We start from the raw sequence: 19,435 nt of genomic DNA on the forward strand, positions 1-19,435 counted from the left end.
GTGAGGAGACCGCCGGCAAAAGGAGGAGGAATACCATGCCATCATTTTTGAATCCGACGAGACGCGGCTTTCTGGCGGGCACGGCCGCTTTCGGGGCGAGCAGCATGCTCGGCTTGCGCTCGGCGTCGGCTGCCGTCGACTGGAAGCGCTTCGCCGGCACCACGCTCGAGGTCAATCTGGTCAAGAGCCCGCGCAGCGAAATACTTCTGAAATACCTGCCCGAATTCGAGGAGCTCACCGGCATCAAGGTCAATGCCGAAGCGACGCCTGAGCAGCAGCAGCGCCAGAAGACGACCATCGAGCTCAGTTCGGGAAAGCCGAGTTTCGACGTGGTGCATATGAGCTATCACGTCCAGAAGCGGCAGTTCGAAAAGGGCGGCTGGCTTGCCGATATCGGCGGCTTCCTCAAGGATCCTGCGCTGACCGACCCATCGCTGACGGAGGGTGATTTCGCCGAAGCCGGCCTCGCCTTCGCCAAGGACGCCGGCGGCGCTCTGCGTTCTCTTCCCTTCTCGGTCGATTACTGGATCATCTACTGGAACAAGGCGCTGTTCGAAAAGAAGGGTCTTTCCTACCCGACGACGTTCGAAGAGCTGGCAAGTGCGGCCGAAGCCCTCACCGATCCGTCGACCAACACCTATGGTTTCGTCGCCCGCGGCCTGAAGAACGCCAACACGCCGGTCTGGACGTCGCTGCTGCTCGGTTATGGTTCGAGTCCGCTCGGCCCGGACGGCAAGCTGCGCACGACTTCGCCGGAAGCAGTCGATGCCGCAAAGCTCTACCAGAAGCTGATGACCAAGACCGCCCCTCCCGGCGTCTCCGGCTTCAACTGGGCCGAGGCACAGTCGGCCTTCCTGCAGGGCAAGATCGGCATGTGGCTGGATGGCGTCGGTTTTGCGCCGCCGATCGAGAATCCGGAAAAGTCGCGCGTCGTCGGCCAGGTCGGTTACGGCATCATGCCGAAAGGCCCGAAAGCACAGGCCGCGGGAACCTTCGGCGACGGGCTCGGCGTCGTCGCGGCCAGCCAGAAAAAGGAAGCCGCCTATCTCTTCTGCCAATGGGCGATTTCGCATGACATGGGCGCCCGCCTGCTGCAGGCTGGTGCCGGTGTTCCGTTCCGCCAGTCCGTGCTCGAGGATGCGAAAGTCCGCGAAGGCGTCAAGATGCCTGGCGCATGGCTCGATGCCGTCGTCGGTTCCGGCAAGATCTCGCAGCTCGCACTGCCGGTCATCATTCCGGTCACCGAATTCCGCGACATCTATGGCGTCGGTCTTACCAATATGATTGGCGGCGCCGATCCGGAAGCCGAACTCAAGGCCGCGACGGCGCAGTTCGAGCCCGTCCTGGCGAAAAGCGAGGGATAATGACCTCGGCAAGCATCGAAACGGCCGCAGCCGCCAAGGCCGCCTCGAAGGCAAGGAGCAACGCGGGTCGCGTTGCTCCCAACTACTGGCCCTTCGTCATCCCGGCGCTGATCGTCATTGCGGCCGTCATCGTTTTTCCATGGGTGTTTACCCTTTGGATGAGCGTCAACAGCTGGACGCTCGGCCAGTCCCAGGTCTTTGCCGGGCTGGACAATTATGCCCGGCTGGCCGTGGACATGCGCTTCTGGGAGTCGCTGTGGCATACGGTGCTCTATACGACGCTCTCCGTGGTGGCGCCGCTTTTCCTGGGGACGCTCGCCGCGCTCATTTTCGATGCGCAATTTCCGCTGCGCGGCCTTCTGCGCGGCATATTCGTGATGCCGATGATGGCGACACCGGTCGCCATCGCCCTGGTCTGGACCATGATGTTCCATCCGCAGCTCGGCGTCCTCAATTATCTTCTTTCCTTCATCGGTATCGGCCCGCAGGAGTGGATCTATAATCAGAACAGCGTCATCCCCTCGCTGGTGCTGGTCGAGACCTGGCAATGGACGCCGCTTATAATGCTGATCGTGCTCGGCGGCCTGGCGGCGGTTCCGCGCGAGCCCTATGAAAGCGCCGAGATCGACGGCGCCAATGTCTGGCAGAAATTCCGCTATCTGACGCTACCGATGATCGCGCCCTTCCTGATGATCGCCGTGATCATCCGCAGTATCGATGCGGTGAAAAGCTTCGACATCATCTATGCCATGACTCAAGGCGGCCCGGGCACGGCGTCGGAAACGATCAATATCTATCTCTACAACACCGCTTTCGCCTATTACGATATCGGTTATGGCTCGGCCATGGCGGTGGTGTTCTTCATCCTCATCGTGCTGCTCTCCTTCGTCCTTCTGATGCTGCGGCAGCGCGCCAACTGGTCCGATGGAGAGGCACGCTGATGAAGCGCAAGACACTCGATCGCATCGGACTGCTGTTCGTCGCCCTGGTGATGATCTCACCGGTCGTGCTGTTCTTCCTGTGGATGATCTCGCTGTCGCTGAAATATGAGATCGACAACGGCGCCTATCCGCCGATCTTCATTCCGGAGCGGTTCGCCTGGACGAATTATCTGAAGGTCTTCGAGGAGAACAATTTCTTCCTCTATCTCTGGAATTCCGTGCTGGTGACGGGTGCCGCCACGCTTCTGGCGCTGCTGATCGGCGTGCCGGCCGGATACGGCATCGCGCGGCTGAAGGCGGAGAAGTCTGCGATGGTCATCATGATCGCGCGCATGACGCCCGGCCTTTCCTTCCTGATCCCGCTCTTCCTGCTGTTTCAGTGGCTGAACCTGCTCGGCACGCTGATGCCGCAGATCATCATCCATCTCGTCGTCACCGTGCCGATCGTCGTCTGGATCATGATCGGCTATTTCGAGACGACGCCGATGGAGTTGGAAGAGGCTGCAAGCATCGATGGCGCGACGCCCTGGCAGATTTTCCGCCTGGTCGCTTTGCCGATCGCCAAACCCGGCATTGTCGTCGCCTTCATCCTGTCGGTCATTTTCTCCTGGAACAACTTCGTCTTCGGCATCGTGCTCGCCAGCCGCGAAACGCGTACGCTTCCGGTCGCGGTCTACAACATGCTGTCATTCGAACAGGTTAGCTGGGGCCCGCTTGCGGCGGCGGCGTTGATCGTCACCTTGCCCGTGCTGATATTGACGGTGTTTGCGCAACGGCAGATCGTGGCAGGGCTGACGGCCGGCGCCGTCAAGTGAGCAGGTGAGACGACGGTTTTGACGACTTCCTATGCCTTCGATCCGGAGCGCCGCATTTTGTGCGTCGGCGCTGCCGTCCTGGATACGCTGTTTCGCGTGCGCTCGTTGCCGACCGGTCAAGGCAAGATTCTCCCCTACGATATGCTGCAGGTCGCCGAAGGTATGGCGTCGAGCGCGGCCTTTGCGGTCGCCCGGCTGGGCGGCCATGCCAGCCTCTGGGGTGCGGTCGGTGATGATGCTACCGGCGAACGCATCATCGCCGACCTCGGCAACAGCGGCATCGATACCAGCGGCATGGTCCGTGTGGCAGGCGCCCGCTCGGCCGTCTCGACGATCCTTATCGATGATCAGGGCGAGCGCTTGATCGTGCCCTTCTACGATGCGGCCCTGCACGAGACGGTCAAACCGGTGACAAAACAGGACGTGTCTGCTTTCGATGCGGTTCTGGTCGACGTCCGCTGGCCGAAGCTGGCATTGCGGACGCTGCTCGCCGCCGGAGAGGCGGGCAGACCAGCCATTCTCGATGGTGACGTTGCAGGCGACGGCGTAATCGAGATGCTGGCACCGGCGGCCAGCCACATCGTGTTCTCGCAGCCGGCCGCCGAGCGCCTCACTGGAACTGCCGAGCCGGCGAGGGCCGTCGGCCTTCTGAAGCGAAAGTTCGAGCACGCCTTCATCAGCGTTACGTCAGGAGAAAACGGCTCCTTCTGGTGCGACGACCGAAGCGGCGAAATCTTCCATCTTGCCGCTCCGAAGGTGAGGGCCGTCGATACGCTCGCGGCAGGCGATATTTTTCATGGCGCTTTCGCTCTGGCGATCGCAGACGGCGTGCCGACCGCCGAGACGATGCGCTTCTCGTCCATGGCGGCGGCGCTCAAATGCCAGGTCTTCGGCGGCCGCATCGGCGCGCCGGGCAGAGCCGATGTCTGCGATGCGCTACGGAGCTGGGACGCACCGGTGACGAAGATGAATCCTGTTCTAAATTAAAGAGTTAGAGCATGATGTCATGAGAAAACCGCTCACGGCATCACGCTCTAGAAGAAGTCCGAAAGCCAGTAGCAGAGCGCTGAAATGGTCGCGGCGGCCGGGAGTGTGACGACCCAGGCAATAACGATATTGCCGGCCAAGCCCCAGCGAACGGCTGACAGTCGACGGGCGGCACCCACGCCGATGATGGCGCCGGTGATCGTGTGCGTCGTCGAGACCGGGATGCCCAGCCAGGTTGCGCCGAACAGTGTTAAGGCTCCCCCGGTTTCGGCACAGAAGCCCTGCATTGGGTTGAGGCGCGTGATCTTCGATCCCATCGTGTGGACGATTCGCCATCCGCCGCAAAGTGTGCCGAGCGCCATTGCGCCCTGGCATGAGAGAACGACCCAGAGCGGCACATGGAAGCCGCCGGACAGATAGCCTTGCGAATAGAGCAACACGGCAATGATGCCCATGGTTTTCTGAGCGTCGTTGCCGCCGTGGCCGAGGGAATAGAGCGAGGCGGAGACAAACTGCAAGATCCGGAATGTCCGATCGACAGCGAACGGCGTCTGCCGCACGAAGATCCACGACACGACCAGGATGAGCAGCAGCGCAAGGAAAAATCCGACCGCCGGCGACATCACGATGGCGCCGGCCGTTTTCAACAATCCGCTCCACACGATCGAACTGAAACCTGTCTTCATCAGACCGGCACCGACCAACCCGCCGACCAGCGCATGCGATGAGCTCGAAGGGATACCGAAGACCCAGGTGACGATGTTCCAGACGATCGCGCCCACCAGCGCCGCGAAGATGACCTGCGGCGTGACGATCGCCGGATCGATAATGCCGGTCCCGAGCGTTTCTGCGACGTGCAGACCAAAGAACAAGAAGGCGATAAAATTGAAGAAAGCCGCCCAAAACACCGCATATTGCGGGCGCAGCACCCGCGTCGACACGATCGTGGCGATAGAATTGGCGGCATCGTGCAGGCCGTTCAAGAAATCAAAGAAGAGGGCAACAGCCACGAGCGCGGCAAGGAGGGGAAGGGCGAGGGTGGCTTCCATCAAACGTTCTCGATGACGATGCCACTGATTTCATTGGCGACATCCTCGAAACGGTCGACGACCTTCTCAAGCTCGCCATAGATCTCACTGCCGATAAGATAAGCCATCGCATTTGAGGCGCCGTGGCGGCGGAAAAGATCCTTCAGGCCCTGCTCATGCAACTCGTCGGACCGGCCCTCGACGCGCGTTACTTCTTCCGCCAGCGCGGCCAGACGCGGGGCGTTGGCGCTGATCCGGTCGAGAAGGGGAAGGGCTTCGGCGATCAGATGTGCCGCCTGGACGATCGTCTTTCCCATTTCCTGCATTACAGGGTCGAAGCTCTTCTGCTCGAACAGCCGGATGGTCTTCACGGTTTTCTGCATCATGTCGATCGCATCATCCATCGACTGGATGAGATCCTTGATGTCGCCGCGATCGAAGGGCGTGACAAAACTGCGGCGCACGGCAAGCAGCACTTGCCGGGTAATCTCGTCCGCTTCATCCTCCAATTGAACGATCCGGGCGCAATGGCCTTCAATGTCCGTGCCGCCCAAAAGTTCGTTGAGCGCTTCGGCCGCACCGACGACGGTTTTTGAGTGTTGAGCGAAGAGATCGAAGAATCGATCTTCCCGCGGCATGAGTTTTCGAAACCAGCTTAACATCGGCACTCCATGGACTGTCACAAAATCGTCATAAAGCACGACGGCTGCCATGGAAAGCCGCGAGACCGGAGAAGGGAAGTCATTGACAGGAATCGCAATCCGTTGATTGCGCCGTCCTGCCGCTTTCGGTAAATGTTCATTTGAACATTTCATTATTGCAAAGTGAACTATGGCTGTTACCATTGCCGGACGTCTGGAGCGGGAGGCTGCGGACCGAGACCAATGGGAGTGAAGATGAACAAGATCGCTTTTTTCCTGTCTGCAGGATTGACCAGCCTGTCCTTATCCGTCCCGGCCATGGCCGCCACGAAGATCCAGTGGTGGCATGCGATGGGCGGCGAGAATGGCGCGAAGCTTGAACAGATCGCCAAGGGCTTCAACGCATCTCAGTCCGATTATGAGATCGTGCCGGTCTATAAGGGCACCTATGACGAGACGCTGACCGGCGCGATCGCTGCGTTTCGTGCCAAGCAGCAGCCGGCAATCGTCCAAGTCTATGAAGTCGGCACCGGCACGATGATGGCCGCACAGGGGGCGGTCTACCCGGTTTACCAGCTGATGAAAGACGAAGGCGAGGCCTGGGACCAGAGCAAATTCATTGCCCCGGTCGTCGGTTATTACTCGGACACCAGCGGCAATGTCCTATCGCTGCCCTTCAATTCCTCGACGCCGATCATGTATTACAACAAGGACGTCTTCAAGAAGGCCGGGCTCGATCCGGAAACGCCGCCGAAAACATGGGCGGAGGTGGAATCCTTCTCGCGGACCATCATGAAATCGGGTGCGGCCAAATGCGGCTTCACCAGCGCCTGGATCTCCTGGATCCAGACCGAAAATCTCAATGCCCTGCACGACAAGCCGTACTCCACCAAGGCTAACGGTTTCGGCGGCCTGGACGCCGAATTCACCTTCAACAACGATCTGACAATCCGCCATTGGGACAATTTGAAGAAGTGGCAGGACGAAGGCCTGTTCAAATTCGGCGGGCCTGTCGGCGGCGACAATGCGCCTCCGATGTTCTATTCGCAAGAATGCGCGATGTATATGAACTCGTCGGCCGGCCGGGCCGGCGTCATCAACAACGCCAAAGGCTTCAAAGTCGGTTTTGCACCGCTTCCTTTTTACGATGACGTCATCAAGCAGCCGCTCAATTCGATCATCGGCGGCGCCACCCTCTGGACGCTGAAGGGCCGTCCGGAAGAGGAATATAAGGGTGTGGCGAAGTTCTTCACCTACCTGCAAAAGCCGGAGGTTCAGGCCGACTGGCATCAGTTCTCCGGCTACCTGCCGATCACCGAAGCTGCCTATAAACTCGGCCAGGACCAGGGTTACTATGAGAAAAACCCCGGCGCCGACATCGGCATCAAACAGCTGACGCGGGTGACGCCCACCGACAATTCCAAGGGCATCCGCTTCGGCAATTACGTCCAGGTGCGCGGCATCATCGACGATGAGTTTGCCGCTTTGCTGGGTGGAAAGAAGACGGCGAAGGAAGCGGTCGATTCCGTCGTCGCACGCGGCAACGAACAGCTTCGCGATTTCGAGTCCGCCAACTAATGGGCACCGCGACGGGGGCTGGCGAAAGACCGGCCCCCGTTTCCCATCCGTCAGTGTGAGGGCTCATGCAAACCAAACGGACCGTATTTCCCAACAAGCTTTTGCCTTACCTGCTCATTGCCCCCCAGATTTGCGTGACCGTGGTATTCTTTCTCTGGCCTGCGGCAACGGCCTTCTGGCAATCCTTCCTGCGCGAGGATGCCTTCGGCTTCAAGACGATCTTCGTCTGGTTCGAAAACTACCGGCGGCTTTTTGCCGATCCGATCTATATCAATGCCTTCGGCCACACGCTGATCTTCGCCATTCTGGTGACGGTGCTGTCGACGTCGATCGCGCTGCTTCTGGCGGCCGCGGCAATGCGCGTGCTCCGCACCTCCCGAATTTATTCGACCCTGCTGATTTGGCCCTATGCCGTCGCCCCGGCGATTGCCGGCATTCTCTGGTGGTTCATGTTCAATCCGTCGATCGGCATCGTCGCCTATATGCTGCGGTCGATGGGCGTCGATTGGAACCATCTGATCAATCCCAACGACGCGATGATCCTGATCGTGATCGCCGCCACCTGGAAACAGATATCCTATAACTTCTTGTTTTTCCTGGCTGCGCTGCAGTCCGTGCCCCGCTCGCTTCAGGAGGCCGGCGCCATCGATGGGGCCGGGCCGACCAAGCGTTTCTGGACGATCGTCTTCCCGCTGATCTCGCCGACGACCTTCTATTTGATCGTCATCAATATCGTTTACGCGATGTTCGATACGTTCGGGATCGTCCATGCGACCACCCAGGGCGGGCCGGCGCGCGCAACCGAGATCCTGGTCTATAAGGTCTATTTCGACGGTTTCATCGGGCTGAATCTAGGCTCGTCGGCGGCGCAGTCCGTCATTCTGATGGTGATCGTCGTCGCCCTGACGGCGGTGCAGTTCCGCTTCATTGAACGCCGCGTGCAATATTGAGGGAGCCCGAGGATGGTTGAAAATCGCCCTTTCCTGAATTTTCTGGCCCATCTTGTGCTGATTCTCGGCGTCACAATCGTTGTGTTTCCGGTCTACGTCGCTTTCATCGCATCGAGCCACGGGCCCAATGACTTCTTGTCGGGCGTCGTGCCGCTGACCCCGGGAAGCCACATCATCGAGAACTATTCGACGATGCTGTCGTCGGGGATGACAAGCTCGGGAGCGCCGCCAATCGGGCCGATGATGATCAACTCGCTGATCATGGCGGTCGGCGTCGCCGTCGGGAAGATCGCCATCTCGATCCTTTCGGCCTTTGCCATCGTCTATTTCCGGTTTCCGTTCCGGACCTTGGCATTCTGGATGATTTTCATCACGCTGATGCTGCCGGTCGAGGTGCGCATCGTGCCAACGTACAAGGTCGTCGCCGACCTCGGGATGCTGAACAATTACGGCGGCCTCATCATTCCGCTGATCGCCTCGGCAACGGCGACCTTCCTGTTTCGCCAGTTCTTTCTGACGGTGCCTGACGAATTGATGGAGGCCGCGCGTGTCGACGGGGCAGGGCCGATGAAGTTCTTCCGCGATATTCTGCTGCCGCTGTCGATCACCAACATCGCCGCCCTGTTCATCATCCTCTTCGTGCTCGGCTGGAACCAGTATCTCTGGCCGCTCATCATCACCACCGACCAGAGCTTCTATACCGTCGTGATGGGAATTCAGCGCATGGCAGCGGTTGCCGATGCCGAGCCGCGCTGGAACCTCGTGATGGCAGCGGTCATTCTGGCCGCCCTGCCGCCCATCCTCGTCATCGTCGCCATGCAACGCCTTTTTGTCAAAGGCCTGGTCGAAACGGAGAAATGAAATGGCCACGATCAATATCATCGACGTCAAGAAGAACTATGGTGCCGTTCCGGCTGTCAAAGGCATTAACCTGTCGGTTGCAGACGGCGAACTGATCGTGCTCGTCGGTCCCTCCGGCTGCGGCAAATCAACCCTGCTTCGCATGGTTGCCGGGCTGGAAACGATCAGCGAAGGCGATGTCGAGATTGCCGGCCGCAATGTGAACAAGGCGGAGCCGGCCGACCGCGACATTGCGATGGTCTTTCAAAACTATGCGCTTTATCCGCATATGACCGTGCGCGGAAATCTCGAATATGGTTTGAAAAACCGCGGCACCGAACGGGCGGAAATCAACCGCCGCGTGGCGGAGGCCGCCGAGATCCTGGAAATCGGACCGATGTTGGATCGCAAACCTCGCGAACTCTCCGGAGGGCAGCGCCAGCGTGTGGCGATGGGGCGCGCCATCGTCCGCGAGCCGGCCGCCTTTCTGTTCGACGAGCCGCTCTCCAATCTCGATGCCAAGTTGCGGGTGCAGATGCGCGTCGAAATTCGCCGGCTGCAACGGCGTCTGAAGACCACCAGCATCTACGTCACCCACGACCAGCTTGAAGCGATGACCCTTGCGGACCGGCTGGTCGTGATGAACGGTGGCCTCGTCGAACAGGTCGGCACGCCGGTGGCGGTCTACGATCGACCGGCGAGTTTGTTTGTCGCCAGCTTCATCGGCTCGCCGCCTATGAACCTTGTGCCGGTCGACGTGCTCAGGGCCGCCGACAGAGCAGGCACCCTGGCATTGCCTGCCGGCACCGACATGGTCGGCCTTCGCCCCGACGCGTTGCTCGTCACCGAGCCGGCGGAGCCGACCGTTCGCCTGAATGCGACGGTCGAGTTGCTCGAGCCGATCGGCGGAGAAAGCCACCTGCATGTGCGATTGGGTGAGAGTCAGCGGACAGTCGTCCTGACGGTGCCGGGCCGCCCGGACTTTGCCGAGAATGCGAATATCGACGTTTTCGCCCGTGTTGATGCGATGCACCCTTTTAACAGCAATACCGGAAAACGCACGGATTGACGCGGGATTTTTATTTCTTCATCCAGCAGAAGACGACGAAAGAGATGAGACGATGACGACCGTAGAGCCGCGATCAGGCCCGCCACGCAGTGAAATTCAGGCGCATCGGGGCGCCTCTGCGGTGGCGCCCGAAAATACCATTGCTGCCTTTCGGGCAGCCGCCGAACAAGGCGCGGAATGGGTCGAACTCGACGTCGCCCTTCTTGGCGATGGCACCCCGGTGGTGATCCACGATGTTTCAATCGATCGCTGCTCATCGTCAAAGGGAAATCTTGCCGACCTCACTGCGTCGGATCTCAAGACCATCGACGCCGGCGCATGGTTCGGCTCGCAATTCGAGGGGGAACCGCTGCCGACGCTGGCGCGGGTCGTCTCGGCCCTCGGCGAATTTGGCCTCAACGCCAATGTCGAGATCAAGCAGCATGCCCATCACAAATCGCTCGACCAACTGGTCAATGTCGTCGATCAGCATCTGAAGGCACGGGCGCCGCACACCAGGATCATGATCTCGAGCTTTGATGCCGCTGCGCTGAAAGGAATGCATGCGCTCGATCCAAGTTACGAGCTCGCCATGCTGTGGAGCAAGGTGCCTGCGGATTGGCTGGATATCCTTCGGTCGATCCCGGCAACGACCATCCATCTTGACTATAAGGCTCTCAGTATCGGGTTTCTCGAAGAGGCCGTTCGTTGCGGCATCAAGGTGCGGGCGTGGACCTGCAACGACCCAAGGCGGCTCGCATCTTTCTGGGACGCGGGTTTGACCGGCGTGATAACAGACGATCCCAGTGTCTACCTCACCTAAGGAGCGGCGATGGGGCAGCGGATCATATCGAGCCGGCAACGCGAGATCCTTGCGCTGATCGAGACCGAAGGTGTTCAGTACATCGAGGAGCTGGCACGTCGGTACGATTTGACGACGCAGACCATTCGTCGCGATATCAATGCCTTATGCGATCTGGGGCATGCGCGGCGCTTCCACGGCGGCGTCGACCTGCCGGTCGAGGGCAGCAACATCTCGCTCAATGCCCGCGCCCAGCTCAACCGGCGGGCCAAGCGGCTTATCGCAAAACGCGTCGCCGCCGACATCGGGGCGGAGGCGACCGTGTTTCTCGGCATCGGCAGCACGGTGCAATTCGTTGCCGACGCGCTGCGCGATCACCAGGGTCTGACGGTGATCACCAACAACATTCACGTCGCCTTGAGCCTGTGCGACGCCCCGAGTGTCGAGGTCCATTTGACCGGCGGTCTTTTGCGACACGATGACCGCGACGTGGTCGGCACGGATGTGATCCGGTTCGTCGAAAAATTCTATGCAACCCACGCCGTGGTCGGCGCAGGTGCTCTGAGCCCGCTCACCGGCCTGATGGATTTCAGCTACAGCGAAGCCCAGATCACCAACGCGCTTCTTGAAAATTCACAAACACAGATTCTCGCCGCAGATGTCAGCAAGTGGACACGCACCGCCTCCGTGCGGGTTGCGCCATTCAGCAAACTCACCCGTTTTTACACGGATCGACTGCCCGGCGAAGCGTCGGCCGCCAATGCCCTCGCCGAAAGCGGGTTGGACGTGGTGACATGCAGCGAGGAGACGACATGAGCTACGTGGACCTGGCGCCATCAGCGCGGGAGCTGCAGGACGTGCGCTACCTGTTCACCGACATCGACGATACCCTGACGACAGAGGGCAAACTTCTGCCGCAGACCTTTGAGGCTTTGTGGGATCTCAGCCGGGCCGGCATTGCCGTCGTGCCGGTCACGGGCGGCTCAGCCGGCTGGTGCGAACATATCGTCCGCGCCTGGCCGGTGGCCGCCGTCATCGGCGAAAGCGGCGCATATTGCGTCACCCGCCGGGATGGCGACGTCGTCTTCGACTTTTGGGAGGATGGCGTCCTGCAGGGCGAGCGCCAACGCCGGCACCTGCAGGCGATCAAAGCGCTGATCACGCAAAAGAGCAGGCCGTTCAGGATCGCCCACGACCAGGTCTTCCGGCTGGCGGATGTCGCAATCGACATACAGGGTCACGATCCGCACGAGGTCGAGGATCTGGCGTCCAGCATCAGGGCCATGGGCGGAACGGTGGCGATCAGCTCCATCCACATCAACACCTGGATCGGCGACTACAACAAGAGATCGATGAGCGAGCGGGTTCTGACCGGCCTGTTTGGTGTCGATCCGACTGAGACGCCCACCGTGACCGCCTTCGTCGGCGACTCTCGAAACGACGCGCCGATGTTCGGCTTTATCCGCAATTCCTTCGGGGTCAACAATATCATCCCGGTCCTGCCGCACCTGCAATTCGCGCCCAAGTGGGTCTCCTCGCAGCCCGCCGGACTTGGCTTTGCCGATATTGCCCACTCGATCCTGCACGCGGTCGGCGAAGTTTCGCAATAAGCCGTGGCGGATATCAACGCTTAAGAAGAATTGGTCCCTCCTCAGCTTTTGACCGAGCCGGCGGTCATGCCCGCCAGGAAATAGCGTTGGGCAACCAGGTACAGCACCAGCAGGGGCAGGGAGCCGAGCACGCTCATCGCCATCATTTCATTCCATTCGAAAGCGTGCTGGCCCATCAGCAGCTGGATGCCGATCGGAACGGTTCTGAGATCCATCGACTTTGTCAGCGTCAGGGCGAAGAGGAATTCGTTCCACGCCAGCAGAAACGTGTAGACCGCCGTGGCGACGATCCCGGGAATGGAGACGGGCACGATGACACGCCAAAGCGCCGTCCAGCTCGAGCCGCCGTCGACAAGCACGGCCTCGTCCAGCTCTTTCGGCAGGGTGTTGAGATAGCCCGTCATCAGCAGCACCGCGTAAGGCAGTGTGAAGACCATGTAGGTGAGGATCAGTGCCAGATAGGTGTCGAAAATCCTGAACGCGACGACCATGCCGAAATACGGAATGAGAAGCGTGATCGGCGGAACGGTCTGGGTGCTGATGATGAAGATGTTCAAGGTGTTCTTGAAGCGGAACGAATAGCGGCTGAAGCCGTAGGCAGTCAGGATGGCGATGACGAGGGTCAGGCAGGTGACGACGCCGGCGACGAAGTAGCTGTTGATGAAGAACCGTACCTTCACCGGATCGTTGAAGATTGTCAGATAGGCGGCCACGGTGAAATCCTCCGGCAGAAGCCGCGGCGGAAGGGCGAAGATTTCCGTGTTCGATTTCAGCGAGCTGAAAAACATCCACACGATCGGGAAGGTCGAAAAGACGAGGCCGACCGCCAGCCCGAGATAGGTCAGGATGGTCGGCAGGGCCGAGCTTTTGAAGGAACGCTTTGCCATGGCGGTCACCTGCGCTGCTGGTGTTTGATGTAGAAGTAGGTGACGCTCATCGAAATGATGAGGATGATCATCGCACTCGCCGAAGCCAGAGAGAATTCATACTGGGAGAAGGCGAGCTTGTAGGTGAAGGTGGACAGAACCTCCGTCGAATAGATCGGGCCGCCACCGGTCGTCATCCAGACGAGCGGAAAAACCTGCATCGTCCAGATGAAATCGAGAAGCGCGATGCTGATGATGATCGGCATCAGCTGCGGAATGGTGATGTACCAGAATTTTTCCAGTTCATTGGCGCCGTCGATCCCGGCCGCCTCGTAAAGCTCCTTCGAAATGCCCTGGAGACCGGCGAGCAGGCTGACCATGTAAAGCGGATAACCCGCCCAGATGTTGGCAAAGGTCAGGGCGTGAATGGCGGTGTGGGTCGACGAGAACCACTCGACTTTGAAGTTGATGATATGGAGCGCCATCAGCACGCTGTTGACGACGCCGTTCGGGTCGAGCAGCAGGCGCCAGATGATGGCGATGATGACGGCCGTGAACAGCCACGGCAGGATGAAGAGCACACGTAATATGCTCCGGATCAGCGGATCGACGCGGTTGGTGTTCAGCAACAGCGCAAAGGCCAGGCCGATGATGAAGTGGAAGACGACGCTCATGATCGTGAAATACATCGTCTGGCCGACCGACTGCCAGAAGACCGGATTTTCGAAGATGGTCAGGTAATTCTGGACGCCTGCGAATGCAGCGTCCTTTTTCATGATGGCGCCGTCCATCAATGAATATTTGAAGACCATCACCATCGGGAACAGCATCAGCAGAACAAGCAAAAAGGTGGCCGGCGACACGTAGAAATACGGCACCAGCTTCCTCAAGGTGCTGTAACGAAGCCATCTTTTTTTCCGCGCGTTGAGTTGCGCAACCACCAGAGCCGGAGCGGAATGATTCATGAGCTGTGACTTCCCATTCTGCCGAGATTTGACGACTTACGCCGGCAGCGCCACGTCGCGCTGCCGGCGGTCTCGTGAAAGTGATGTGCTTAGTCTTTGGTTTGATGCATCTCGTTATCCCGCAACCGCTGCGCACTTCCGGGCGACAGGCATCAGAACTTCGCGAGCCAGGCCTTCTCGGTATTGGCAGCCGCGTCCTTGGCCGACTGGCCACCGTCGAACATCTTCTGAACTTCGACGTTCATGTCGCGCATCAGTTCTTCGGCAACCGGAAGGCCGACGAATTCGTTGGCAGGATAGCCGCTCTGGAAGATTTTGAAAGCTTCGGCGAAGATCGGGTCCGATGCCACGAAGTCCGGCTTGGCATGGACGTTGCCGGGGAAGGCGTTGGCAATCGACACCAGGCGGCCGTTGACGTCCGGGCTCATCAGATATTCCACCAGCTTCCAGGCTTCTTCCTTGTGCTTGCTGCCCTCGCTGATGCCGATGCCCCAGGATGCATAGGGCATGCCGCGTTTGCCCGTATAGCCGTCGGTGGCCGGCAAGGCGGAGATGCCGAATTTGAGCTTCGGATTGCGTTCGCGGATGAGATTCACATGGGCGAGGGAATCGACCATCATGCCGACGCGGCCGTTGACGAATTCCTCGACCTTGTCCTGTTCCTTCTTGGCGAAAATGCCGGGAGAAATAACGCCTTCCTTGTTGAGGGAAGCCAGATAATCGAGCGTGCCGACGACGGCCTCATTTTCGAGGTCAGGCTTGCCGTCCTTCATCATCGAGGCGCCGGAGGCCCAGACCCAGGACATCACGTCGTTCTGGATTCCGCTCGGAGACTGCAGCGATAGCGGCAGAACCCAGCCATACTGGTTCTTTGACGCGTCGGTCATCTTCTTGGCGGCTTCGGCAAATTCCGTGCGCGTGGTCGGCAGCTTGTCGACGCCCGACGCCTTGGCGATATCGAGGTTGACGAAGACCGGATAGACGAAGGATGCCAGCGGGAACATCACGCTCTTGCCGTCGACCTTGACGATATCGGTGATCTGGCTCTTGTCGTATTTCGCCTTCTCCATCAGTTCGTCCATGGAGGCGATCGCGCCCTGCTTGGAGAGACCGTTGACCCAGGCGCCATCCAGGCCGACGACGTCGCTTAAGGTCCCGGAGGCGGCGCCGACGACGATCTGGTCACGGGTCGTGGCATAGGGACCGCTGACGAGCGTCACCTTGATGCCGGGATTTGCCGCCTCGAAATCGTTCATGATGCCGCGCAGTGCACCGGACGGCATTTCCGGTTCCCACCATTGAATGAATTCGATGGTGGTGTCGGCGAATGCCGAGGTGGCGCAAAGCGCCCACACCGCCACGGCAGCCCGCATGGTCACGCTGAATTTTCTGATATTCATCTGTGCCTCCCATAGATTTTCAGTGATCGATCCTCCTCAAGACCGTAGGCAAATTAGGTTCCCTGAGGTGCCTGTCTGTCAATGGAGAAATGCGATGCGGAAAAAAATCGACGTCCGCATGGGTGATGTATCCTTTGCTAAATATTTGATAATAAAACATATTATGAAGCATCGAGGCCGATATTTTTTCGGAGAATTTGTATTGCTTGTGATGCATTTTTTCTTTACTTTCGTAAACAAATGAAAGTTTTCAGCCACCGGCATAGGAGGGGAACAGACGGAGGGAGGCAATTATTTCCTGTTTAGAAAGGCAGTGCCGCCAGTGCGATTATCAAATAGATCCAGCGTGATCATCCCGTCGTTAAGGAACTGAATGGCCAAGAAGAGTTATAAATCGATGGATGATTTCGCGACCGCCTCCGGCGTGTCGCGTCCGACGCTGTCGAAATATTTCAATGATCCCTCGCAGATTAAAGAGGTGACACGCAAACGTATCGAGGCGGCTCTCAAGAAGTCGAATTTCGAGCCGAACCTTTTCGCGCGGCATCTCAATCGCAAACGGACCAGGAATATCGGGATCCTGGTCCCGACCATGTCGGACCCCTTTTATGTGCAGGTCGTGTCGCTGATCGAGCTCGAGTTGCGCGACAAAGGATTTTGGCCGGTCCAGATCTCGTCGCACACGCGGCCGGAACTGGAGGCGGAGGCGGTGCGGACCTTGCTGTCGCTGAAGGTGGCCGGCGCGATCGTGGCGCCGCTCGGGGCCGGTTCGCGCCGCTCCGCGCTGGAAAGGCTGAAAGACGCGATCCCTGTCGTCTGCTTCGACAATCCTGCCAGCGGCGATCTTCCTTACGTCGGCAACGACAACGCCCAAAGCATGGCAGCCATTGTGCAATATCTCTGCCGGTCCGGTGAGCCGCCGATATTCCTGGAAATTCCGCATCTGACGGAAAACGCCGGCGAGCGGCAGGCGAGCTACCGTGCGACCATGACAAGGGAAGGGCATTCGCCGCTGGTCATCGATTGCGACGCACCGCCGTCCTGGGAGTTCGAGCGCCTCGGATACGAGCAGATGCAGAGGATTCTCGCGCGTGGCGGCCTACCGGGCAAAACTCTGCTCTGCGCCAACGACCGCTTCGCTTTCGGCGCCATGGCGGCGGCCTTCGCATCCGGCCTGAAAATCGGCCGCAGCGACGGCTGCGATGTGCGGATTGCCGGGCACGACGACCACCCGCTCAGCCGATATACCTGCCCGTCGCTGACGACGATGGCCCAGAACGCACCGGAGATCGCGGCAAAGTCCGTGGAACTGTTGCTTTCTCATATTGAAAGCGAGGACGAGGGGACTACCCCTTCAACGAACAGGGTGATCCTGGAAGCGACGCTGGTGATGCGCGACTCGGCTTGAGATCAGTCGTCGGTTGCAGCTGAACGGGCCAGCGCAGGGTCCATGGCGCGCCATGCCGTTGCAATGGCTTCAAGAGCCTCCTGGGCCTCCGGAATGGCCCGCCGCTTCGAGACGAAGCCATGGATCTGTCCGGGCCATGTCCGGCTTGTCGCCTGGGCTTCCGAACTGAGCCGCTCGGCATAGAGGGCTCCTTCGTCGAAAAGCACGTCGTGACCGGCAAGGATGACGACGGCGGGCGCCACGCCCGCCAGCGACGCCGCCCGCAGCGGCGAGGCTCGCCAGTCGGACCCGCTTGCGGTGTCCGGCAAATAGTGGTCGCGGAACCATCGCATCGCCGCTGCCGTCAGGCCGAAGTCTTCTGCGTAACGCAAATAGCTGTCGGTTGCCTGCAACTGGTCGGTCACCGGATAGATTAGCACCTGGCCGATGACGGCAGGCACCTGTCCGTCCCGCGCCAGAAGAGCGATGACAGCGGCGAGATTTCCGCCGGCGCTGTCGCCGCCAACGACAATTCGTGCCGGATCGATGCCGAGTGCATCAGCCTGATCCCTCATCCAGATGAGCGTGGCCGCACAGTCCTCGATCGCTGCCGGAAATGGATGTTCCGGGGCGAGGCGATAGTCGGGCGAAACCACGACGGCGCCAGCCATATTGGCAAGGCTCCGGCAGATGTCCTCATGGGTTTCAGGCGCGCCGATTACAAAGCCGCCGCCATGAAGATACAGCAAGGCGGGGGCCTGCTGGCGCGGCGCGGCGCGGCCGCGCCAGATCTTCAAACGGGTTGCGCCGACATGTCTTTCCAGGATCTCCGCCACATCCTCGAGCGGCCACTGGATATCTGCGAAACCGTCCAGATACTGTTGCCGCGCCAGCGCCGGCGTACAGCTTTCCACCGGCTCCTGCGACTCGCCGGGCCAGGCCAGTGCGCGTCTTGCGGATTCATCCAGTTGCGTCATGCGAGCAGGCTCCTTGCTTCGTCTTCCCGCAATTCGCTTGGCTGGGCGACAGTATCCGGAATGGTCTGGGCGACACCGGTTTCACCTGCCCGGAGGATTGCTTCCATGACATCGAGCACATGCAGCGCGAGATCGCCTGAAGCACGTGGCGCTCGGCCTTCGATGATGGCGCGGGCGAGCTCGGCAAGGCCAAGCATGCGATAATTGGCGCGGTCCGGTGCCGCGATCGGCCAGTTGACGGCACCGAAGAGTGCGACTGACGTATCGGTTTCCTCCCAAGGCGCGCCACGGTTGGAGAGCGCAATGCGGCCGCCGAAATTGTCGGGGTCGGGCAGGCGCAGCGAGCCTTCGGTGCCATGCAGTTCGATGGGGTGGTTGGAATGGCGGAAGACGTCCCAGGAAGTGCCAAAGGTAACCGTGGCGCCGCAATCGAATTCCAGCAGCGAAAGCACGCTGGTCGGTGTGCCGACTTTGAACGTGGTGCCCTGTTTCGGCCCTTCGGCGGTAATGAGCCGCTCTTCCTGCCCGCTTGTGGCGACGGCCTGCACACGGCGGATCGGCCCCATCAGATTGACCATCATCGTCAGATAATAGGGGCCCATGTCCATCACCGGGCCTGCGCCGGCCTGGTAGTAGAAGCCGGGGTCCGGATGCCAATGCTCCATGCCGCGGCCCATCATGAAGGCTGTTCCCGTCACCGGCCTGCCGATGGCGCCGGCTTCCATCTGCCGCCGGGCATAGCGTCCGGCCGCTCCCAGGAAGGTGTCCGGGGCCGAACCGAGCATGAGATCCTTTTCGGCAGCAGCGCCCACCAGCAGGCGGCCTTCCGCGGCCGTGACGCCGAGCGGCTTTTCGGTGAACACATGTTTGCCCGCCGACAGCGCCCGCATCGACACGTCGAAATGCGCGGTCGGGATCGTCAGGTTGAGGATCAGGTCGATATTCCTGTCGTCGATAAGGGCATCGACCTCTGCTGCCCGCAGGTTGAACTCGGCTGCACGGCGCCTGGCGGCGTCTGCATTGATGTCCGCACAGGCGGTGATTTCGACGCCGCGAAACAGCGGCGCGTTGCGCATATAGGCGAGCGAAATGCTGCCGCATCCCACAACGCCGATCCTGAGTGTCTGTGCCATTGAAGAACCTGACCTTGCCGTTCCAAGCGCGGAGTGCCGCGGATGCACGTTGAATTCGCGAGCAATAAATTATGTTGACGCACGCTAACATTTTCCCCTACGA

19 protein-coding genes are annotated in these 19,435 nt (G+C 59.9%); 12 read left to right on the forward strand and 7 right to left on the reverse strand.

Annotated features, from left to right (window positions below; genetic code table 11):
- The first annotated feature begins 35 nt into the window (after positions 1-35).
- From FHX03_RS13745 to FHX03_RS13760, 4 genes are read left to right on the forward strand one after another with little or no spacing between them, the layout of a single operon-like run.
- Positions 36-1,364: an ABC transporter substrate-binding protein gene (locus FHX03_RS13745; protein WP_183779695.1), complete on the forward strand. Its 1,329-nt coding sequence runs from the start codon at positions 36-38 to the stop codon at positions 1,362-1,364.
- Positions 1,364-2,305, forward strand: coding sequence for a carbohydrate ABC transporter permease (locus FHX03_RS13750; protein ID WP_097627992.1), 942 nt, complete (start codon positions 1,364-1,366; stop codon positions 2,303-2,305). The genes FHX03_RS13745 and FHX03_RS13750 overlap by 1 nt, the downstream gene beginning before the upstream one ends.
- Complete coding sequence (locus FHX03_RS13755; protein ID WP_003591396.1) at positions 2,305-3,120, forward strand: carbohydrate ABC transporter permease; 816 nt, start codon at positions 2,305-2,307, stop codon at positions 3,118-3,120. Before FHX03_RS13750 ends, FHX03_RS13755 begins: the two co-directional genes overlap by 1 nt.
- 18 nt (positions 3,121-3,138) lie before the next feature.
- On the forward strand, positions 3,139-4,107 hold the full coding sequence (locus FHX03_RS13760) for a sugar kinase (RefSeq protein WP_097627991.1): 969 nt from the start codon (positions 3,139-3,141) through the stop codon (positions 4,105-4,107).
- 47 nt (positions 4,108-4,154) lie between these two features.
- Here the strand turns inward: FHX03_RS13760 and FHX03_RS13765 are convergent, their stop codons facing one another.
- Positions 4,155-5,156 carry an inorganic phosphate transporter gene (locus tag FHX03_RS13765; protein WP_097627990.1) on the reverse strand — a complete coding sequence of 334 codons (1,002 nt, stop codon included), beginning with the start codon at positions 5,154-5,156 and terminating at the stop codon, positions 4,155-4,157.
- On the reverse strand, positions 5,156-5,797 hold the full coding sequence (locus tag FHX03_RS13770) for a DUF47 family protein (RefSeq protein WP_064844982.1): 642 nt from the start codon (positions 5,795-5,797) through the stop codon (positions 5,156-5,158). The genes FHX03_RS13765 and FHX03_RS13770 overlap by 1 nt, the downstream gene beginning before the upstream one ends.
- Before the next feature lie 234 nt (positions 5,798-6,031).
- Here FHX03_RS13770 and ugpB point away from each other — a divergent pair, with 234 nt between their 5' ends.
- The 7 genes from ugpB (at position 6,032) to FHX03_RS13805 (ending at position 12,604) form a co-directional block, all read left to right on the forward strand.
- Positions 6,032-7,354, forward strand: coding sequence for a sn-glycerol-3-phosphate ABC transporter substrate-binding protein UgpB (gene ugpB, locus FHX03_RS13775; RefSeq protein WP_097628135.1), 1,323 nt, complete (start codon positions 6,032-6,034; stop codon positions 7,352-7,354).
- A gap of 65 nt (positions 7,355-7,419) precedes the next feature.
- Complete coding sequence (gene ugpA, locus FHX03_RS13780; protein WP_097627989.1) at positions 7,420-8,304, forward strand: sn-glycerol-3-phosphate ABC transporter permease UgpA; 885 nt, start codon at positions 7,420-7,422, stop codon at positions 8,302-8,304.
- A 12-nt stretch (positions 8,305-8,316) separates the two neighbouring features.
- Positions 8,317-9,165: a sn-glycerol-3-phosphate ABC transporter permease UgpE gene (gene ugpE / locus FHX03_RS13785; protein ID WP_097627988.1), complete on the forward strand. Its 849-nt coding sequence runs from the start codon at positions 8,317-8,319 to the stop codon at positions 9,163-9,165.
- Between the two features lies 1 nt (position 9,166).
- The gene (locus FHX03_RS13790) at positions 9,167-10,213 is read left to right on the forward strand and encodes a sn-glycerol-3-phosphate import ATP-binding protein UgpC (protein ID WP_064844152.1); all 1,047 of its coding nucleotides are present in this window, start codon (positions 9,167-9,169) and stop codon (positions 10,211-10,213) included.
- Positions 10,214-10,265: 52 nt separating this feature from the next.
- A complete protein-coding gene (locus tag FHX03_RS13795; protein ID WP_097627987.1) occupies positions 10,266-11,015 on the forward strand; it encodes a glycerophosphoryl diester phosphodiesterase in 750 nt (249 codons plus the stop codon).
- 9 nt (positions 11,016-11,024) lie between these two features.
- Positions 11,025-11,810: a DeoR/GlpR family DNA-binding transcription regulator gene (locus FHX03_RS13800; RefSeq protein ID WP_088935962.1), complete on the forward strand. Its 786-nt coding sequence runs from the start codon at positions 11,025-11,027 to the stop codon at positions 11,808-11,810.
- Positions 11,807-12,604 carry an HAD-IIB family hydrolase gene (locus FHX03_RS13805; RefSeq protein WP_097627986.1) on the forward strand — a complete coding sequence of 266 codons (798 nt, stop codon included), beginning with the start codon at positions 11,807-11,809 and terminating at the stop codon, positions 12,602-12,604. The genes FHX03_RS13800 and FHX03_RS13805 overlap by 4 nt, the downstream gene beginning before the upstream one ends.
- A gap of 41 nt (positions 12,605-12,645) precedes the next feature.
- Here the strand turns inward: FHX03_RS13805 and FHX03_RS13810 are convergent, their stop codons facing one another.
- The 3 genes from FHX03_RS13810 to FHX03_RS13820 form a co-directional block, all read right to left on the reverse strand.
- Positions 12,646-13,491: a carbohydrate ABC transporter permease gene (locus FHX03_RS13810; protein WP_097627985.1), complete on the reverse strand. Its 846-nt coding sequence runs from the start codon at positions 13,489-13,491 to the stop codon at positions 12,646-12,648.
- 5 nt (positions 13,492-13,496) lie between these two features.
- Complete coding sequence (locus tag FHX03_RS13815; protein ID WP_097627984.1) at positions 13,497-14,435, reverse strand: carbohydrate ABC transporter permease; 939 nt, start codon at positions 14,433-14,435, stop codon at positions 13,497-13,499.
- A 152-nt stretch (positions 14,436-14,587) separates the two neighbouring features.
- Positions 14,588-15,835, reverse strand: coding sequence for an ABC transporter substrate-binding protein (locus FHX03_RS13820; RefSeq protein WP_097627983.1), 1,248 nt, complete (start codon positions 15,833-15,835; stop codon positions 14,588-14,590).
- A 373-nt stretch (positions 15,836-16,208) separates the two neighbouring features.
- Here FHX03_RS13820 and FHX03_RS13825 point away from each other — a divergent pair, with 373 nt between their 5' ends.
- Positions 16,209-17,243, forward strand: coding sequence for a LacI family DNA-binding transcriptional regulator (locus tag FHX03_RS13825; protein ID WP_054185277.1), 1,035 nt, complete (start codon positions 16,209-16,211; stop codon positions 17,241-17,243).
- Positions 17,244-17,245: 2 nt separating this feature from the next.
- Here the strand turns inward: FHX03_RS13825 and FHX03_RS13830 are convergent, their stop codons facing one another.
- Both FHX03_RS13830 and FHX03_RS13835 read right to left on the reverse strand, forming a co-directional pair.
- Positions 17,246-18,199 carry an alpha/beta hydrolase gene (locus FHX03_RS13830; RefSeq protein ID WP_183854107.1) on the reverse strand — a complete coding sequence of 318 codons (954 nt, stop codon included), beginning with the start codon at positions 18,197-18,199 and terminating at the stop codon, positions 17,246-17,248.
- Entirely contained in the window at positions 18,196-19,332 is a 1,137-nt protein-coding gene (locus FHX03_RS13835; protein ID WP_183854108.1) for a Gfo/Idh/MocA family protein, read from the reverse strand. Before FHX03_RS13835 ends, FHX03_RS13830 begins: the two co-directional genes overlap by 4 nt.
- Positions 19,333-19,435: the final 103 nt, after the last annotated feature.

The organism is Rhizobium sp. BK456 (assembly GCF_014194045.1).
GTDB lineage: Bacteria > Pseudomonadota > Alphaproteobacteria > Rhizobiales > Rhizobiaceae > Rhizobium > Rhizobium redzepovicii.

Bases quoted from the DNA above. Each gene is read 5' to 3' on its own strand.
- FHX03_RS13745 (WP_183779695.1), top strand. From the start codon at position 36: ATGCCATCATTTTTGAATCCGACGAGACGCGGCTTTCTGGCGGGCACG.
- FHX03_RS13750 (WP_097627992.1), top strand. From the start codon at position 1,364: ATGACCTCGGCAAGCATCGAAACGGCCGCAGCCGCCAAGGCCGCCTCG.
- FHX03_RS13755 (WP_003591396.1), top strand. From the start codon at position 2,305: ATGAAGCGCAAGACACTCGATCGCATCGGACTGCTGTTCGTCGCCCTG.
- FHX03_RS13765 (WP_097627990.1), bottom strand. From the start codon at position 5,156: ATGGAAGCCACCCTCGCCCTTCCCCTCCTTGCCGCGCTCGTGGCTGTT.
- FHX03_RS13770 (WP_064844982.1), bottom strand. From the start codon at position 5,797: ATGTTAAGCTGGTTTCGAAAACTCATGCCGCGGGAAGATCGATTCTTC.
- ugpB (WP_097628135.1), top strand. From the start codon at position 6,032: ATGAACAAGATCGCTTTTTTCCTGTCTGCAGGATTGACCAGCCTGTCC.
- ugpA (WP_097627989.1), top strand. From the start codon at position 7,420: ATGCAAACCAAACGGACCGTATTTCCCAACAAGCTTTTGCCTTACCTG.
- ugpE (WP_097627988.1), top strand. From the start codon at position 8,317: ATGGTTGAAAATCGCCCTTTCCTGAATTTTCTGGCCCATCTTGTGCTG.
- FHX03_RS13790 (WP_064844152.1), top strand. From the start codon at position 9,167: ATGGCCACGATCAATATCATCGACGTCAAGAAGAACTATGGTGCCGTT.
- FHX03_RS13795 (WP_097627987.1), top strand. From the start codon at position 10,266: ATGACGACCGTAGAGCCGCGATCAGGCCCGCCACGCAGTGAAATTCAG.
- FHX03_RS13800 (WP_088935962.1), top strand. From the start codon at position 11,025: ATGGGGCAGCGGATCATATCGAGCCGGCAACGCGAGATCCTTGCGCTG.
- FHX03_RS13805 (WP_097627986.1), top strand. From the start codon at position 11,807: ATGAGCTACGTGGACCTGGCGCCATCAGCGCGGGAGCTGCAGGACGTG.
- FHX03_RS13810 (WP_097627985.1), bottom strand. From the start codon at position 13,491: ATGGCAAAGCGTTCCTTCAAAAGCTCGGCCCTGCCGACCATCCTGACC.
- FHX03_RS13815 (WP_097627984.1), bottom strand. From the start codon at position 14,435: ATGAATCATTCCGCTCCGGCTCTGGTGGTTGCGCAACTCAACGCGCGG.
- FHX03_RS13820 (WP_097627983.1), bottom strand. From the start codon at position 15,835: ATGAATATCAGAAAATTCAGCGTGACCATGCGGGCTGCCGTGGCGGTG.
- FHX03_RS13825 (WP_054185277.1), top strand. From the start codon at position 16,209: ATGGCCAAGAAGAGTTATAAATCGATGGATGATTTCGCGACCGCCTCC.
- FHX03_RS13830 (WP_183854107.1), bottom strand. From the start codon at position 18,199: ATGACGCAACTGGATGAATCCGCAAGACGCGCACTGGCCTGGCCCGGC.
- FHX03_RS13835 (WP_183854108.1), bottom strand. From the start codon at position 19,332: ATGGCACAGACACTCAGGATCGGCGTTGTGGGATGCGGCAGCATTTCG.